At 71.6% G+C, this 15,706-nt stretch carries 12 protein-coding genes; 4 read left to right on the forward strand and 8 right to left on the reverse strand.

What is annotated here, in order from left to right:
* Window positions 1-181 precede the first annotated feature (181 nt).
* Window positions 182-3,697 (forward strand): S8 family serine peptidase, encoded by a 3,516-nt coding sequence (locus ACOZ38_RS23315; protein WP_424533291.1) that lies wholly within the window; start codon window positions 182-184, stop codon window positions 3,695-3,697.
* 59 nt (window positions 3,698-3,756) lie between these two features.
* On the opposite strand, the gene ACOZ38_RS23320 is transcribed toward ACOZ38_RS23315, so the two are convergent.
* Both ACOZ38_RS23320 and ACOZ38_RS23325 read right to left on the reverse strand, forming a co-directional pair.
* The gene (locus tag ACOZ38_RS23320) at window positions 3,757-4,512 is read right to left on the reverse strand and encodes an SDR family oxidoreductase (RefSeq protein ID WP_424533292.1); all 756 of its coding nucleotides are present in this window, start codon (window positions 4,510-4,512) and stop codon (window positions 3,757-3,759) included.
* Window positions 4,513-4,532: 20 nt separating this feature from the next.
* Entirely contained in the window at window positions 4,533-5,435 is a 903-nt protein-coding gene (locus ACOZ38_RS23325) for an NAD(P)-dependent oxidoreductase (RefSeq protein ID WP_424533293.1), read from the reverse strand.
* Window positions 5,436-5,722: 287 nt separating this feature from the next.
* Here ACOZ38_RS23325 and ACOZ38_RS23330 point away from each other — a divergent pair, with 287 nt between their 5' ends.
* Together ACOZ38_RS23330 and ACOZ38_RS23335 are read left to right on the forward strand one after the other, a co-directional pair.
* Window positions 5,723-6,292, forward strand: coding sequence for an SgcJ/EcaC family oxidoreductase (locus tag ACOZ38_RS23330; protein ID WP_424533294.1), 570 nt, complete (start codon window positions 5,723-5,725; stop codon window positions 6,290-6,292).
* Window positions 6,293-6,360: 68 nt separating this feature from the next.
* Window positions 6,361-6,906 (forward strand): SgcJ/EcaC family oxidoreductase, encoded by a 546-nt coding sequence (locus ACOZ38_RS23335; RefSeq protein ID WP_424533295.1) that lies wholly within the window; start codon window positions 6,361-6,363, stop codon window positions 6,904-6,906.
* A 60-nt stretch (window positions 6,907-6,966) separates the two neighbouring features.
* Here the strand turns inward: ACOZ38_RS23335 and ACOZ38_RS23340 are convergent, their stop codons facing one another.
* The 4 genes from ACOZ38_RS23340 to ACOZ38_RS23355 are packed head-to-tail and all read right to left on the reverse strand — an operon-like array spanning window position 6,967 to window position 12,261.
* Window positions 6,967-7,209, reverse strand: coding sequence for a hypothetical protein (locus ACOZ38_RS23340; RefSeq protein WP_424533296.1), 243 nt, complete (start codon window positions 7,207-7,209; stop codon window positions 6,967-6,969).
* 17 nt (window positions 7,210-7,226) lie between these two features.
* The gene (locus tag ACOZ38_RS23345; protein WP_424533297.1) at window positions 7,227-9,371 is read right to left on the reverse strand and encodes a hypothetical protein; all 2,145 of its coding nucleotides are present in this window, start codon (window positions 9,369-9,371) and stop codon (window positions 7,227-7,229) included.
* Window positions 9,368-10,948, reverse strand: a complete 1,581-nt coding sequence (locus ACOZ38_RS23350) for a peroxidase family protein (RefSeq protein WP_424533298.1) — start codon at window positions 10,946-10,948, stop codon at window positions 9,368-9,370. Before ACOZ38_RS23350 ends, ACOZ38_RS23345 begins: the two co-directional genes overlap by 4 nt.
* A gap of 2 nt (window positions 10,949-10,950) precedes the next feature.
* Complete coding sequence (locus ACOZ38_RS23355) at window positions 10,951-12,261, reverse strand: cytochrome P450 (RefSeq protein ID WP_424533299.1); 1,311 nt, start codon at window positions 12,259-12,261, stop codon at window positions 10,951-10,953.
* A gap of 250 nt (window positions 12,262-12,511) precedes the next feature.
* Here ACOZ38_RS23355 and ACOZ38_RS23360 point away from each other — a divergent pair, with 250 nt between their 5' ends.
* Complete coding sequence (locus ACOZ38_RS23360) at window positions 12,512-13,483, forward strand: acyl-CoA desaturase (RefSeq protein ID WP_424533300.1); 972 nt, start codon at window positions 12,512-12,514, stop codon at window positions 13,481-13,483.
* Here ACOZ38_RS23360 and ACOZ38_RS23365 read toward each other — a convergent pair.
* Both ACOZ38_RS23365 and ACOZ38_RS23370 read right to left on the reverse strand, forming a co-directional pair.
* On the reverse strand, window positions 13,461-14,477 hold the full coding sequence (locus tag ACOZ38_RS23365) for a hypothetical protein (RefSeq protein ID WP_424533301.1): 1,017 nt from the start codon (window positions 14,475-14,477) through the stop codon (window positions 13,461-13,463). The two genes, ACOZ38_RS23360 and ACOZ38_RS23365, sit on opposite strands and share 23 nt — an antisense overlap.
* A 124-nt stretch (window positions 14,478-14,601) precedes the next feature.
* Window positions 14,602-15,489, reverse strand: coding sequence for an alkaline phosphatase family protein (locus tag ACOZ38_RS23370; protein WP_405150124.1), 888 nt, complete (start codon window positions 15,487-15,489; stop codon window positions 14,602-14,604).
* Between the last annotated feature and the right edge of the window lie 217 nt (window positions 15,490-15,706).

Raw genomic sequence — 15,706 nt, forward strand, 5'->3', positions numbered from 1 at the left:
CCGTACGGACCGGCGGGGGGTTCGCGTTAATTTTTATGACAAATCGCATTTCGGCGAGTCAAGTCCTTGAAAAGTCGACATGATCGATTCACGATTCTCCACGTGGGCGGTAAAGATCACGTCGCGCCGCCCACGTCACTTTCCCCGGCGGGAAACCCCCGCCCGGCGTGAAGGAGATCGTGTGTCCATCGCCCCACGACGACTGCGAGCGGTCCTGATCGGGACCCTCACGGCTCTCACCCTCTTGTTACCCCAGGGAGTGGCCCAGGCCGCGCCCGACCCGGACAAGATCGACAAAACCGTCCTCGCGAAGCTGGCGGCGGACGACAAGGCCACCTTCTGGGTCCGCCTGAAGAGCGACGCCGACCTCAGCTCGGCCCGCCGGGCGAAGACCAAGACCGAGAAGGCCGAGCAGGTCTTCCGGGCCAAGACCGAGCTGGCCGCCTCGTCCCAGGCGGGCCTGCGCGCGCTCCTCACCGCCGAGCGCGCCGACTTCACCCCGTTCTGGATCGCCAACGCCGTCCAGGTGACCGGCGGCGCCAAGCTGGCCTCGGAGATCGCGAAGCTGCCCGAGGTGGAGCGCATCGAGCCCACCCGCGTCACCAAGCTGCCCGAGCCGCTGCCCGGCAAGGCGGTCGCGAAGGTCCAGGCGACCGAGTGGAACATCGACCGCGTCAACGCGCCCAAGGTGTGGAACGAGCTCGGCGTGCGCGGCGAGGGCATCGTGGTCGCCAGCATCGACAGCGGCGTGCAGTTCGACCACCCCGCGCTGGCCGCCCAGTATCGCGGCAGGAACGCCGACGGGACCCTCGACCACAACTACAACTGGTTCGACCCCGCGGGCGTGTGCCCGAGCGCCGCGCCGTGCGACAACAACGACCACGGCACCCACACCATGGGCACCATGGTGGGAAGCGACGGCGGCGCCAACACCATCGGCGTGGCGCCCGGCGCGAAGTGGATCGCCGCCAAGGGGTGCGAGACCAACAGCTGCACCGACGCCTCCCTGCTCGCCGCCGGCCAGTGGATGCTCGCCCCCACCGACCTGAACGGCCGCAACCCGCGCCCCGACCTGGCGCCCGACATCGTCAACAACTCCTGGGGCGGCGCGGGCTTCGACCCCTGGTACAAGGAGATCGTCGAGGCGTGGGTCGCGGCGGGCATCTTCCCCGCCTTCGCCAACGGCAACGTCACCAACGCGGGCTGCAACTCCAGCGGCTCCCCCGGCCAGTACATCTCCAGCTACAGCGCGGGCGCGTTCGACGTCAACAACGCCATAGCCAGCTTCTCCACCCGGGGCTCCGGCGAGAACGGCGAGATCAAGCCCAACCTCGCGGCGCCCGGCGTCAACGTCCGCTCGTCCATTCCCGGCGGTTACGACAGCTTCTCCGGCACGTCGATGGCCAGCCCGCACCTCGCGGCCACGGTGGCGCTGATGTGGTCGGCCTCCCCCGCCCTGCAGGGCGACATCGCCGGCACCAGGGCGCTGCTCGACCGTACCGCCATCGACGTCGACGACACCCGCTGCGGCGGCACGGCCGCCGACAACAACGTCTGGGGCGAGGGAAGGCTCGACGCCCTCGCGGCGGTCCAGGCCGCGCCGGCCGGGGCGCTCGGCGGCCTGAAGGGAACGGTCACCGCGGCGGGCTCGCCGGTCGCCGGCGCCACCCTCACCGTCACCGGTCCGCTGAGCCGTACGATCACCACCGCGCAGGACGGGACGTACGCGCTGCCCCGCCTGCTGGAGGGCGACTACCGGCTCACCGCCCAGAAGTTCGGGTACGACGACGCCACCGCGACCGTCACCGTCGTGGCCGACCAGACGGCCACCGAGGACGTGACGATGGCGCCGCGACCCTCGGGCACGGTGTCGGGAACGGTCACGGCCGGGGGCGCGCCCGAGGTGGGCGCCACGGTCGCCGCGGTGGGCACCCCGGTCAGCGCGGTCACCGACACCGCGGGCCACTACCGGCTCACCCTGCCGAACGGCGCCTACGACCTGAAGACGACGCCGCTGTCCCGGTGCGCGGGCGGCCTCACCGTGCCGATCACCGTGAACGGCGACCTGACCAAGGACATCGAACTCCCGCGCCGCGCCGACACCTTCGGCTACACCTGCACGTCCGGCTCGGAGACCTACGTCGCGGGCACCGCCAAGCAGGCGCTCACCGGAGACGACGCGGCCCAGCCGATCACGCTGCCGTTCACCTTCCCCTTCTACGGCACCGGCTACACCGGCGGGTGGATCAGCAGCAACGGGTTCCTGAGCTTCACCGCCTCCAGCACCACGGCGAACAACACGTCCCTGCCCTCCACCGCCGCGCCCAACGGGGCGGTCTACCCCTACTGGGACGACCTGGTGCTGGACGACCAGTCCGGCGTCTACACCGCCACCATCGGGACCGCGCCCAAGCGCACCTTCGTCGTCGAATGGCGCGGCGCCCGGTTCTACTCCGACGCGAGCCAGCGCATCTCGTTCTCGGCGCTGCTCGGCGAGGACGGCTCCATCGGGTACCGCTACCGGGGCGTCACCAACGAGCGCGCCTCCGGCACCAGCGCCACGATCGGCGTCGAGAACGCGGGGGGCACCGACGCGCTGCAGTACTCCTACAACAGCGCCGCTCTGACCGACGGCCAGAGCCTGACCTTCGCCGCGAGCCGGCACGGGCTGCTGAGGGGCACGGTCACCGACGCCAACGACGGCAGGCCGGTGCCGGGCGCGACGGTGAAGGTCGGCGAGGTGGCGACCTACACCACCGGGGAGGACGGCACGTTCCTCGGGCAGATCCTCGTGGGCGACTACACGGTCCAGGTCTCCAAGGCCGACTACGGGACCTTCAGCCAGGAGGTCACGATCACCGCCGGGGCCGTGACCCGCGTCGACACCGCCCTGGCCACCGGCCGCGTGACGGCCTCGGTCGGCGAGCTGACCCTGGTGATGCCGGCCGGGTCCACCAGGACGGGCACGGTCGAGCTGTCCAACCTGGGCACGGCCACGGCCTACACCGTCGTGACCGATCCCGCGCAGAGCTGGCTGGCCGTGACACCCGCCGGTGGCGATCTGGCCACGGGCAAGTCGGTGACGCTGAAGGTCACCGCCTCCAGCGCGGGCGTGCAGCCGGGCACCGTGCGCACCGGCAGGCTGCTGGTGCGCTCGGCGAGCGGCAGGAACCCGCAGATCGAGGTCCTCGTGACCGTCGTGGTGCCCAAGCACCAGGTGGCCATCGACGTGGGCGCCACCAAGGACCTCCTCGACGCCGCCGGCGACCGCTGGACCGCCGACCGCAAGTACGTCGCGGGCGGGTCGGGCTACGTGGGCACGAGTACGAGCACCAGCACGAGCAGCAAGCCGATCCAGGGCACCACCGAGCAGGAGCTGTTCAAGCATGCCCGCGAGAAGATGCTGGAGTACCGGTTCGACCAGGTGCCCAACGGCACGTACACCGTCGAGCTGGGCTTCGCCGAGACGCGCAACGTGCGCGAGGGCAAGCGCGTCTTCGACGTCATCGTCGAGGGCCAGCTCGCGATCCCCGCGCTGGACCTGGCCCTGGAGGCCGGCACGTACACCGCCGTCAACCGGCAGTACACGGTGAAGGTCACCGACGGCCAGCTCAACGTGCGGTTCGCCGAGCGGGTCGGCGATCCCATCGTCAACGCCATCCGCATCTCCGAACGTCCCGACAAGGCCACCCCGTAGTGGCCTGAACCCGCGCCGGCCCGTCCCGCCTCCATGGCGGGGCGGGCCGGCGGCTCGGCTCACCAGGGAAGCGGGCCTCCCTCGCCGAAGCAGCCGCCGGTCGGGCCGTCCGGGCCGAGGGTGGCGAGCCGCACCGCGACCGCGGCTCCCTCGGCGGCGGTGCGGGTTAGGCCGGGGACGGCCCTGGTGAAGGCGGTCGCGCACGGGCCGGGGTCCGCCGCGTTTACCAGGATGCCGTGCTCGCTAAGCGCCTTGGCGTACTGGACGGTCAGCGAGTTGAGCGCGGTCTTGGACGGCACGTAGGCCAGCGAGGGTGGCCGCCGGGCGAAGTGGCCGTCCGGGTCGGACATCAGCGTGAGCGAGCCGAGGCCGCTGGTGACGTTGACGACGCGTCCCGCCGCCGAGCGCAGCAGCAGAGGGATCATCGCGGTCGTCACGCTGATGACACCGAAGACGTTGGTCTCGAACACCTCCCTGACGACGTCCACCTCGGCGCCGCCGGGATCCTGCCCGGGCAGGTCGCCGAGGATCCCCGCGTTGTTGACCAGGACGTCGAGCACGCCGAAGTGATCGCCGACGTGCCGCGCGGCCGCCATGACGGACGCGCGGTCGGTGACGTCGAGCTGGATCGCCCGCACGTCGGCCTTGTCCGATCGCAGCTCCGCGGCCGCCTCCTCACCGCGGCGCGGGTCCCTGGCGGCCAGCAGCACGGTCATGCCCAGCTCCGCGAGCTGCGCGACGATCTCGCGTCCGATGCCCTGGTTCGCACCGGTGACCAGCGCCGTCGCCGGCCTGGCGGTGGTGTCCCCGGTCATGACCGGGTGCCGCCTCCCGTTCATGCCCGGCCCGGCGCCGCTGTGGGGACGCCCGGTTCCTGGCGGCGTTCCGCGCGGACCACCTCCACGACGGCGGCGATGTCGGCCTCGGTCCAGCCGCGCTCTCCCGCCTGCTCGTAGCGCCGCTCGACCACACGGGCGATGGGCAGCGAGAGCCCGTTCGACTCCGCGAGCTCGTTGAGCAGCCGCACGTCCTTGGCGCCGAGCCGGGTGGGGAACCACCCCTTGTGCTCACCGGCGATGACGTCGTCGACGCGGTTGAGGATCGCGGGCGGGATGGTGGGCCACTGGTAGAGCACCTCGCGCAGCAGCTTCATGTCCAGCGCGGCGGCCTCGGCCGTGGCCACGACCTCGGCGACCGCGGCGACTCCTGACATCAGCAGGAAGTTGTTGAGCAGCTTGAAGGCCGTCGCGCTCCCGGGGTCCTCGCCGCAGTACCAGTGGACGGAGAAGACCCGCGACCAGACGGGCTCCAGCCGGTCCAGGAGCCTGCGGTCGCCGCCGACCAGGCTGGAGGCCATGTTCGCGAAGACGGTCTGCGGCGCTCCGATGATCGGCGCCGCCAGGAAGCGCCGCCCGGGGACCATGTCGCGAAGCCTGCGGGAGGTCTCCGGGGAGACGGTGCTCATGTCGACCACGATCGGCCCGTCGGGATCGGCGTCGAGCCCGGTCAGCCCCTCCATGACGTCGAGGACGGCGCGGTCGTCGGCCAGCGACATCAGCACCGCCTCCGCGCCCCTCGCGGCCTCCGCCGGCGAGGACGCCTCGGCCGCCCCGGCGCCGGTGACCTCGGCGGCCCTGCCGGGCGTACGGTTCCAGACCGCCACGTCGTACCCCTGCGCGAGCAGCCGGCCGGCCACCGCGCGGCCCATGTGACCCATCCCAAGTACAGCTATCCGCATAGGTCATCCCCCCTTGCCGCATTGTCGCGGCCCCCGCCCCCGGCAACGGAGGCTCGCTAGAGATGCTCTCCTCGCCAGGGTGGCGCCACACCTCCCGGGACATGGTTCATTTCGGCCCCTTCCGTGCACCGAGCGATAGGGCATATCCCACCTGATGTACTAAATCGGACACATAGGGGAATACCGGTAGAGGACTCGCACGACGCCGCCCTTAAGGAAGGTGAACCGCTTATAGGTTTACGCACGGACTTCAAACGGGGGCATGGATGGACATTCATCGATGCAAGGTGAGAAGTATCCGCCTGGCTCTCATCGGCGGGCTCGGGATGGCGCTGATCGGCGCCGCCACGCCGCGGGAGGCCACGACGCCGGCCGTGGACGCGGCGGCACCGGCCGTATCAGGGGTGCCGCGGAAGGACCAGACCGACACAGACCGCGCGGCTCTGCGCCGCATCTGGGAGCAGCAGGCGGACGCCTGGGCCCGGGGGGACGCCGGAGCGTACGCCAGGAGTTACACCACCGATGCCGACCTGATCAACATCAGGGGCGAGCACTTCCACACCCGTGACTCGATAGCCACGAGAATCCAGTACTACTTTAATAATCACCTCAAGAACACTCATATCCTCCGAATGGAGGAAGAGGTGCGCTTCGTGTCTCCCACGATGGCGATCATCCTCCGGAAGGACTGCGTGCTTTACGGCGCCGAGAAGGCCTGCCGCCCGGACACGCGATCGATCAACACCAGCCTCGCCGTCAAGTATTCGGGCCGCTGGATGGTCACGTCATTCCACAACACCCTCATGCGGCAGCAGAACGCGCCGCTCCCGTCGTTCAGGAAATTCTCCAGAGACTGACCGCGAGCCGCCACACGGCCCGAGTCACAGGGGAAACGCCTCCCTCACCATCTTCGAACGGGGCACAGATGGGCATTCATCGATACGCGAGGAGAACGATCGGCCTGGCTCTCGCGGGCGGGCTCGGTCTGGCGCTGAGCGCCGCCGTCACACCCACCGGGACCACGACGCCGGCGAGCCACGCGCGCTCGGCACCGGCCGGCTCGCGGCCGGCGGTTCCCTACGACACCGAGCTCGCCGCTCTGGCCCGGCTCTGGCAGCAGCAGGCCGACGCCTGGGCCCGAGGCAACGGCAAGGCGTACGCCGCGACGTACACCGCGGACGCCGACTTCGTGAACGTCACGGGCGATCACCTGCGCACCCGCGACGAGATCGGGACCAAGTTCCAGCGCTACCTCGGCAACCAGCTCAAGAACAGCCGCATCCACACCGTCGAAGAGAAGATCCACCTGCTGAACCCCTCGACGGCCTTCATCATCAGGAAGGGCTGCGTGTTCTTCGGTTCGGAGCGGACCTGCCACCCGAACACCCTCTCCTGGAACACCAGCATCGTCGTCAAGCAGTCGGGCCAGTGGCTCGTCAGGTCCTTCCACAACACCCTCGTCCGCCGCTGACGGGCCCCGCGCCCGAGTGGCCGGATGCCGGGAAGCGTCCGTCCGAGCCGCGCGGGCGGGTCAGCGGCGGGTGCGGTCGGCGTAGACGTCCAGTCGCGTCGCCGCCTCGGCCAGATCGGCGGAGGCCGTGAGGCAGGCGGCGACGTGGGCGTTCACGGTCTCCCTCAGCCACGCGGGCGCGGCGCCTTCGGCCTCCAGCCGGGCCTCGATGTCGCGCAGACGTTCGGCGCAGTCGGCGAGCACGAGGGCGTCGGACCGCAGGACCCCGGCGTGGACGGCGATCGCTTCTGGAACGGCGGGCATCCGGAATGCTCCTTCGGTCAGGTGGTGCGCACCGGGACACCGGCGCCCCGCAGCGTCTGGTTGGCGAGGGCGGACAGGCACAGCAGCGGGCGGGCGCCGTCGAGGCCCAGCGCCCGCAGGTGCCCGGCCATGGGGTGAGCCGCCTGCCCGACGACCAGGCGGCCCCGTGGCGCCGGATGCACCCGGCCCCGGCCCCGGGTCTCGACGCACGACCGCAGCGTGGTGCCCTCGTGGCGCGAATAGCCGACCAGATCGGGGGCCCTCACCGGGATTCCCGGGCCCAGCCGGCCACGGAAGGACAGGAACCCGCCGTCCGGACCGCCCGCCGCGATGCGGAAGGACCTCGCGGTGAGCTCGATCCGAAGGTCGGCCAGAGCCGGCTCGCACCCCCAGACCTCCGGTGGCACGGCCGACACCGCCTCGGTGTCCACCACGGAGCCGAGCAGCCCACTGCCGGAGCGCCGGCGGCGTGCCCTCCTGAACAGGTCGGGCCACACCCTGAGCGACGTGGCCCGCCACGGGTCGTGCACGACGATGCCGAGGCTCACCTCGCGGTAGGCCCCGATGCTGGTGCGCCGGTTGGATGACGCGTGGACGGCGACCAGGGCGCGCCCCGCGACCTGGACGGCGGGCCCGAGCCCGGTGCCCTCCAGCAGGGCCGCCGCCGCACCGGGATCCACCGCGAAGTACGCCGTGAGGGCGGCTCCGTCCTGGCATCTGATCGGCAGCTCGATCTCCCCGTCCGGCGTGGCGGCCCGGTAGGTGGGCACGGTGAGGAAGGGAAAGCCCTCGGGATAGGGGACATGGTCGAACAGGAGGTAGGCCTGTGAGCGGGTGACCGGTCCCCGGTAGGGGGTGAGAGCCTGGTCGATGCGGTCGCGGGCCTCGGGCAGGTCGTCGGCGATGTTGGCGGTGTAGTGCTCGATGCTGTGGCAGATCGGGAACAGGTGGGTCGCGTCGGAGTAGTCCACGACGTACCAGCCGGGGTGCAGGTCGAAGCAGCCGCCCGCGCCCTGCCCGTCGAGGGTGGGGATGATGTCGTGCTGGTTGGTGACGCTGGCCACCCAGGTGCGCGGGTCGGCGGGTCTCTTGAAGTCGACCGGCGACCCGATGGCCACGGCGTGGGTGACGGTGTAACGGGCGCAGAACGCCGGGTCCTGCGCGAGGTTCATGATGGCCGCGCCGCCGGCGCTGTGCCCGATCAGGGCGATCTCGGCTCCGCTCGGGATGCCGGAGTCGTCGATGGCCTTGACCAGCGCGCGGCTGTAGGGCCCGCTGTCGAGCACGGCGCTGCTGAAGGCGCCGAGAAGATCCTGCGGGGTGTCGTTGTCGGGCCGCCCCGGCCTCATGCCGGGCACCTGGACGACGTGGCGCACCACCCCGTCCGGGCCGGTGAGGCTCTGGATCAGCATGCGCCCGGTCGTGCCGACGACGCCGATGTTGCGCAGGAAGCCGAGCAGCGACCCGTGGGAGGTCAGCCGCGCGGCCTCGGAGGCGTCCAGCTCCACGCGCCGGGCGGCCCCCTCCCCGGTGTCGAGCACCGCTATGGCCCTGTTGCTCATGCCGGTTATGGGATCGGCGGTGGCGTACCCTCCCCCGGTCGCGATCAGCCACGCGGCGGTGTCGTTGAGGGGGTTCTCGTCCAGCAGGGCCCGCAGGGCGAGAACCTCGCCGAAGACCGGGGCGAGCCCGCTGAGGGTGCGCACCGCGCCGCGGTCCTTCAGCAGGGCGCGCAGCGCCCTGAGCGACTGGATGTCGCGTGCGGCGCCGACCGCCTCGATGAGCCTGCCCATCAGAGGGTCGCCGGCCAGCTCGGGGTGGTCCTCGGTGACGGCGGCGATGCGGAGCCGCAGCGAGGTCGCCAGGATGAGCACGGCCAGGCTCTCGGCGCCGACCATGCCGCCCGCCCTGGCCGCGAGCCCGCCCAGCCGGCCGCCCGCGACCGCGTACCCGAGCCCTCGGCGATCGGTCACCGCGCGCAGCAGGGCACGCTGCGCGCGGTAGCCCTCGGCCGGGGCGCGCCACAGCGCGCCGAGCACGGCGCCGTCGGCGAGCGCCGCCGTGGCGTGGGCGGAGGTCTCCTGGATCGCCGCCCCGATCTCGGCCAGCTCGCGGGCCGCCGTGCGCAGCGGCTTCGCCGCCGGGGCGCCGCAGTCGCTCACCGCTCCTCCCGCCTGGTCAGGCTCACGAAGCGCGGCCGAGGGTCCTCGGGGACGTTGCGGTGGAGCACGTCGGACAGCGTGCGCGTGGTGGCGATGATCTTCATGCCGTACGGGGAGAAGGTCGCGGTGGTGAACACCCGGGAGGCCAGCAGCGGATTGGTCAGCGCCTGCGAGAAGGCGTCGATGGCGATGATCTTCGTGAGGAGCGGCGGCAGCATGGCGTTGGCGTCCCCCGGCTCCTCGGCGAACAGGCCGACGTACAGATCAAGGTCGTCCACCCCTCGGTACAGCTCGCGGAGCGCCTCGCTCACCCGCGCGTCGCCGGAGACCTGCTCGAAGCGGCGCACGCGGGGGAAGCGGCAGTGCTCGCGGTAGCTGTTGTAGGGGGCGAGGTTCAGCGCGCGCGACTCGGCGACGCTGGCGATGTCGACCTCACGCAGCACGGGGTCGGTGTTGAACAGGCCGATGCGACCGGCCCGTTGCAGGGACGCCTCCTCGAACAGCCGGCCGAGACCGGGACCGGGGATCAGCGCTCCGCCGGCCAGGGTGTCCGCCATCGGCAGCTCCCTGCCGCCCACGCACAGGGTGGAGGGGATCAGGCTGTGCCAGCGGTACACCAGGTTGAACTCCGCCGAGGCCCAGTTCTCGCGGTGCCAGGGAGCACGGGCCAGCATGGTGGACAGCCGAGGGTCGAGAGTGAAGCGGAAGTGGTACGGGGTGATGTGGTTGATGTACTCCTCGACCACCAGCTTGATCAGCAGCACGATGAGGATGTTGCGGGTGGTCTGGAACAGCCGCTCGTCGTCCCAGCGCGGATAGTGGCGGGCCAGGAGGCGCGCCACCCTGTTGTGCTCGCGAAGGAACAGCACGGTGAGCATGGTGAAGCCGATCTGGATGTTGCCCCGGTCGCTGCCGGTGGCGAACAGCGTGTCGCGCCGCGCGACGGTGAGCTCGGCGAAGCGGATCACGCTCAGCGCGGAGAACTCCGGCTTGATGGCGCCGTTCTCGCAGAGGTAGGGAGGGAACTCGGCGCCGTCGAGCGTCTGGCTCTTGAGCAGCCCGCCCTCGAAGGTGCGCAGGGCGGCGGTGGCTCTGGCGTCGAGCCCGTAGAGCTGGTTCAGGTCGATGTGGTGGTTCGAGCTGTTCTTGCGCGGGTCCCTCGGGACGTTGGTGTCGCCGCGCAGGAAACCGTCGGTGAACCACTGGGCGAAGTACGCGAACAGCACGGTCGACCGGGGACACGGGATCATGGTGTCGCCGCGGGTGAACAGGTCGGCGGCGCGCTCCGGCGTGGGCCGCCCGCCGCCGGCCCCCGCGACCGGGGGCACGTGACGCCCGCTGAACGTGCGATCGGTCAGCGAGGCCCACGAGGTGTAGTCGGCCATGGTGCTCAGCGGCTCGGGCCGTGGCGGCATCTCGCGCACCGCGTGGTCGATCAACGAGGCGTTGAGGCGCCGCCGCACGGGCTGGACGCGCTGCGCGAGATCCCACAACGGGCGTCCGCGCGTCAGGGCCAGGAACCTGAGACGGTTGGCGGCGCCGTCGGTCGCGATGCTTCTGGCCGTGCTGGGCTCCACCGTCACTCTCCCTTCCCCTGCGGGCCGAGCCCGAGGACGAACCGGTCGGGGAAGATGCCGTGGGCGCGGACCACCGCGCCGTCCGGCGGCGTGAGCAGGCGCACGCCGGGGCGCCGGAGCAGGCGGCGCACCACCTCGCAGATGACGGCCCTCGCGGGGTGCACTCCGAGGCAGGCGTGGTGGCCGTGGCCGAAGAACAGCCGGACGTGCCCCGGACGGTCGAGGCGGAACTCCTCGGGCTCCTCCACCGCGTCGGCGTCGAACATGGCCGAGGCAGGGGCGGCGAGCACGAACGTGCCCGCGGGGACGACCGTGCGGCGCGGGGTGCCGGCGGCGAGCACGTGGTCGCGCTCGCACACGCGGGGAAGCAGCTTGAAGAACGGGCTGAACCGCAGCGCCTCCCAGACATGGCCGTCGAACCGGGCCGGATCGGGGTCGGCGGCGGCCTCCACGGCCTGCGCCAGCACGTGGGGGCGGATCATGATCTGCTCGACCGCCTCCACCATGGCTCCTGGCCCGCTCTCCAGGAACCCCAGGGGCAGCCCCGCCATGTTGATCAGCATGCGCTCGTCGCCGGCGTCGAGTTCGGCGGGAAGCGTCGTGCGGATGAGGCGCGAGAAGACGTCCTCGGGTGGCGGCACCCGCCCCGCGTCGAGGGCGGCGCGGCGTTCGGCGAGCAGCCCGCGCAGGTAGTCCATCATCTCCTCGCCCGCGAGGACCGACGCGGCCCGGATCTCGGGGTCGCCCTGGTAGTTGGCGAAGCCGTCGGTGACCATGGCCCTGGTCCACCTCGACAGGGTCTCGGGAGTGGGCCCGGGCAGGCCGAAGTACTCGGCGCACACGCGCAGGGCGACGTGCCGGAACAGTTCGCCGACGGCTTCGACGCGCCCTCGCCCCGACGCGGCGTCCAGGGCCTCGTCCGCGAGGCGCCCGGCCAGCCCGCGCAGGCGCACGGCGTCCTCGTGAGGGAGCATGACCTGCATCAGGCCCTTCTCGCGCCAGTTCATCGGGGTCGCGTCCCTGGCGAGCATGAACGGACCGCCCAGCGCGGCGTCCAGGCGCGGCCCGAACGCCCGTACCGAGAAGACCTCCTCCCGGGAGAGCACCTCGGTGACGTCGGCGAACCGGGTCACGACGGTGAAGGCCGGGGTGACGAAGATGGGCCTCTGCTCGCGCAGCACCGCGAAGAAGGCGCGCCAGTCGGTGCGCATCCACTCCCGTACGAGGGCGAACGCGGACATCGGATCGCGGGCCATGGCCGCGTCGTACCGCTCCAGATGGTCGCCCGCGGTCGCCTGATCGACAGCACCCATGCCGTAGGACCCTCCGTCTCACGTGTGAACCGCCACCGGACCCGCGACCCGGCCGAGACCGCCACTTTGCGTATTCGCGATGGAACGCCGAGTCACATCGACCCTAGAATAGCTACAGATTGCGTTCCCTTGCCTGCCGTACGTGATTGATGCGTCACTTCCAGGCAACTCCCGCCGCCCGGCCGTCCGGCCGTTGAATGGGTGGCCGCACCGCGCACCAGACGTGACCCGACGACCGCAGGGAGCGAGCATGACCATGTCGGCCTTCCCGCCGGCCCATCCGGAGCGAGGCACGGCCGAGACGGTGGCGGTCACGGCCGGGCGCCGCACCGCCTACCTCATCGCCCTGGTCGTCCTGCCGGTGCTGATCCTGGCCATGGCCGTGCCCGCCGCCTGGGGGTGGGGCGTCGGCCCGCGCGACGTGGTCATCGCCGTCGTCATGTACCTGATCAGCATCTTCGGCATCGCGATCGGCTACCACCGGCACTTCACCCACCGGGCGTTCAAGTGCCGCAGGCCGCTGCGCGTCGCGCTCATGCTGGCCGGCGGCATGGCGCTCGAAGGCCCGGTCACGCTGTGGACGGCCGAGCACCGCCGCCACCACAAGTACGCCGACCGGCCCGGCGATCCGCACTCGCCGTGGCGCTACGGCGACAGCGGCCCCGCCCTGCTGCGGGGCATGGCGCACGCCCATGTCGGGTGGTTCTTCACCGCGCGCCGGCGCTCCAGCCGCGAGCACTGGGTGCCCGACCTGATGGCCGATCCGGACGTCCGGCGGTTCGACTCCGCCTATCCGGCCGTCGCGGTGCTGTCCTTCCTGCTACCGGCGGCGGCGGGAGGACTGTGGGCGATGTCGTGGGCGGGCATGTGGACCGCCCTGTTCTGGGGCGGCCTGGTCCGCTACGCCGTGGTGCACCATGTGACCTGGTCGGTGAACTCCGTCGCCCACACCTTCGGCGAGCGGCCCTTCATGACCAGGGACCGCTCGTCCAACGTCCGGTGGGTGGCGTTGCTGACCCTCGGCGAGGGCTGGCACAACTGGCATCACGTCGAGCCGACGTGCGCCCGCCACGGCGTGCTCAGAGGGCAGCTCGACCCGAGCGCCCGGCTGATCCGCTGGTTCGAGCGGGCGGGCTGGGCGTACGCCGTGCGCTGGCCGGACCGCGCGCGCCTGCTCGCCCGCCGGGCTCCGGCCGGCCTCAGCCGACGAAGGCCGGGTTGAGCGCGGCGAGGGCCACCCGCCTGGACGCGCCCGTCCCGTCGGCGGGCACCGACCACAGGTCGGCGCCGAAGTCGCCCGCCAGGGCGTACATCACGGTGTGGTCGCCCGCCCAGACCACCTGGTCGTCGACGCTGCGCGGCTCGGCCAGCGGCGTCTCGCGCATGGTGCGCAGCTCCAGCGCGTACAGCCGCCAGGGCTCGTCCGGGCTGAGACCGGGCACCCGCTTCTTGAAGACCAGGCGCGTACCGTCGGGCGAGAGCGACGGGCACTCGACGTTGGGACGCAGCGTGGTGACCGTGCGGGCGGCGATGTCGCCGCGCACGAGGTAGGTCTCGCCCTTGGTGGCGAGGGTCGCGTAGAAGTGCCCGTCGTCGGCGAAGGTGACGCCCCAGAAGTTCGCGTCAGAGGCGTGGTACGGCCTGCCGTCCTTGACGATCGCGTAGGCCTCCAGGGTCGGCGTCGGCGTCCAGGTCCGGGTGTCGACGATCGAGGTGCGGGTGGAGAAGTCACTCCCGGCGTAGGAGTCCCCGCCCACGAACACCGTCCAGGCGACCAGGTGCCCGGACGGCGAGACCCGCGTGCGGGACGGGATGCCCGCGATCGGGTAGTCGCGCAGCGTCCGCAGCCGGGCGTCGAGGACCGACGCGAAGTAGGTCTCCTGCATGGGGCCGTCCACCTTGCGCAGGCAGACCCCGGTGCCGGCCGCCGCGTGGAAGCGCAGGCAGCGGATCGGGGCCGAGGTGCGCGCCCCTCCCGGGTCCGCGGCCGCCACGGAGACCAGCTCGTCCCGGTGCGCCCCCCACGCCATGTTGCGGAAGATCATCCGCCCCTCGCCGTCGAGGGTGACGGCGCCGGGGGCGACGCTCGGGCCGCCCGGCCGTGCCCGGTCGCGCTCCCCCGCCCGCCGCGCCGCGTGCCACACCGAGGCGAAGGCGAGGGATGCCAGCAGCGCCACCGCGACCAGCAGCGTGACCAGGCGCGCCCGGGTCGTCATCGGGCCTCGGCCCCTTGCATCGCCCTGGCGGCCCGGCCCGGCTGAACGGCCCGACCGGCCCGGGGTGGGGGCGCGTCCTCGGACGTGGCGCCGGGGGCCGGGCCGCGTTCAGCCAGGTACAAGCTCAGCTCCAGATTCCGGTGATGTCCGAGGCCGAGGCGGCGTTGCCCGCGTGCGCGGTCAGGCCGGCCATGTCCTCAAGGGTCCGGAGCAGGTTGTAGTGGTTGTAGGTGGTGGCGGACGTGCTGCCCGGGATGACGGGCTGGCCGTAGACGACGGCCGCGATGCGGTTGCCGCTGAGCCTGTCGTCCTCGTCGAAGGTGACCACGAGGAGGCTGTTGTTGGACTTCGCCCAGGTCGCGTACGCGCCGAGCTTGCTCTTCACCCAGCCGTCGCCGGTCGACACCGAGCAGTCGTGCATGTCGTTGCAGAGGTTCGGCACCACGAAGGAGACCGTCGGCAGCTTGGTGTAGTCCGTCGGGAACTGCGCCATCGTGTAGGCCGTGGAGGTGGGCACGTTGCGGAACCCGAACCAGGGGTTGTGCTTCTGCGCGTACTTCCCGCTGCTGCTGGTGCAGGCCGTGGAGCCCTGGCTGGGCAGGCCCTCGTTGTAGCTCGCCCAGGTCTTCCCCGCCGCGATCAGCTCGGAGCCGAGGTTCGCGGCGGAGCTGAAGCCGATCGTGACGCAGCCGTCGCCGGTGATGCCCTGGGTGGCTCCGGAGAACATGGCGTAGTAGTTGGGCTGGCTGGGGTGGGTCTCGGCGTAGAACTGGGTGAGGTTGGCGCCGCCGGTCTTCAGCGAGTTGATGTAGGGGGCGCTGGAGCTGCCGATGACCTGCGAGTAGGCGTGGTTCTCCATGACGACGACGACCACGTGGCTCGGCGACGGCACGGAGGCCGCGGAGCTCGTCCCTGTGCCTGACCACAGGCCCAGGCCGGCGGTGAGGCCGAAGGCGGACGCGATCGAGAGGAGCACCCTGCGGGAGCGTGCCTTGCCGGCGGAAACGGCCATGACTGCCCTTCGTACGGGGGGTGGTAAGCCATGTCAGGCTAAATCGGGAATGACCTACCCCTCCGGTGGAACGGGGTGAATACCAGCCGAACAGTTATGTTGCCATTCCCCCGCCGCGATGGCACCGCGACACCCCGGCCACGCGGAGCAGCCCCCCGAGGGCGCCGGGCGCACGTCCCTTCGTACCCGCCCGGCGTGTGTCCCCTCGTACCCGCCG

Origin of the sequence: Sphaerisporangium viridialbum (assembly GCF_049674955.1) — a bacterium.
GTDB classification, from domain to species: Bacteria; Actinomycetota; Actinomycetes; order Streptosporangiales; family Streptosporangiaceae; genus Sphaerisporangium; species Sphaerisporangium viridialbum.

What these genes read in the sequence shown, in the direction of transcription:
- ACOZ38_RS23340 (WP_424533296.1), bottom strand. Translation starts at nt 7,209, where the DNA reads ATGCCCGCCGTTCCAGAAGCGATCGCCGTCCACGCCGGGGTCCTGCGG.
- ACOZ38_RS23335 (WP_424533295.1), top strand. Translation starts at nt 6,361, where the DNA reads ATGGGCATTCATCGATACGCGAGGAGAACGATCGGCCTGGCTCTCGCG.
- ACOZ38_RS23320 (WP_424533292.1), bottom strand. Translation starts at nt 4,512, where the DNA reads ATGACCGGGGACACCACCGCCAGGCCGGCGACGGCGCTGGTCACCGGT.
- ACOZ38_RS23325 (WP_424533293.1), bottom strand. Translation starts at nt 5,435, where the DNA reads ATGCGGATAGCTGTACTTGGGATGGGTCACATGGGCCGCGCGGTGGCC.
- ACOZ38_RS23355 (WP_424533299.1), bottom strand. Translation starts at nt 12,261, where the DNA reads ATGGGTGCTGTCGATCAGGCGACCGCGGGCGACCATCTGGAGCGGTAC.
- ACOZ38_RS23365 (WP_424533301.1), bottom strand. Translation starts at nt 14,477, where the DNA reads ATGACGACCCGGGCGCGCCTGGTCACGCTGCTGGTCGCGGTGGCGCTG.
- ACOZ38_RS23360 (WP_424533300.1), top strand. Translation starts at nt 12,512, where the DNA reads ATGACCATGTCGGCCTTCCCGCCGGCCCATCCGGAGCGAGGCACGGCC.
- ACOZ38_RS23370 (WP_405150124.1), bottom strand. Translation starts at nt 15,489, where the DNA reads ATGGCCGTTTCCGCCGGCAAGGCACGCTCCCGCAGGGTGCTCCTCTCG.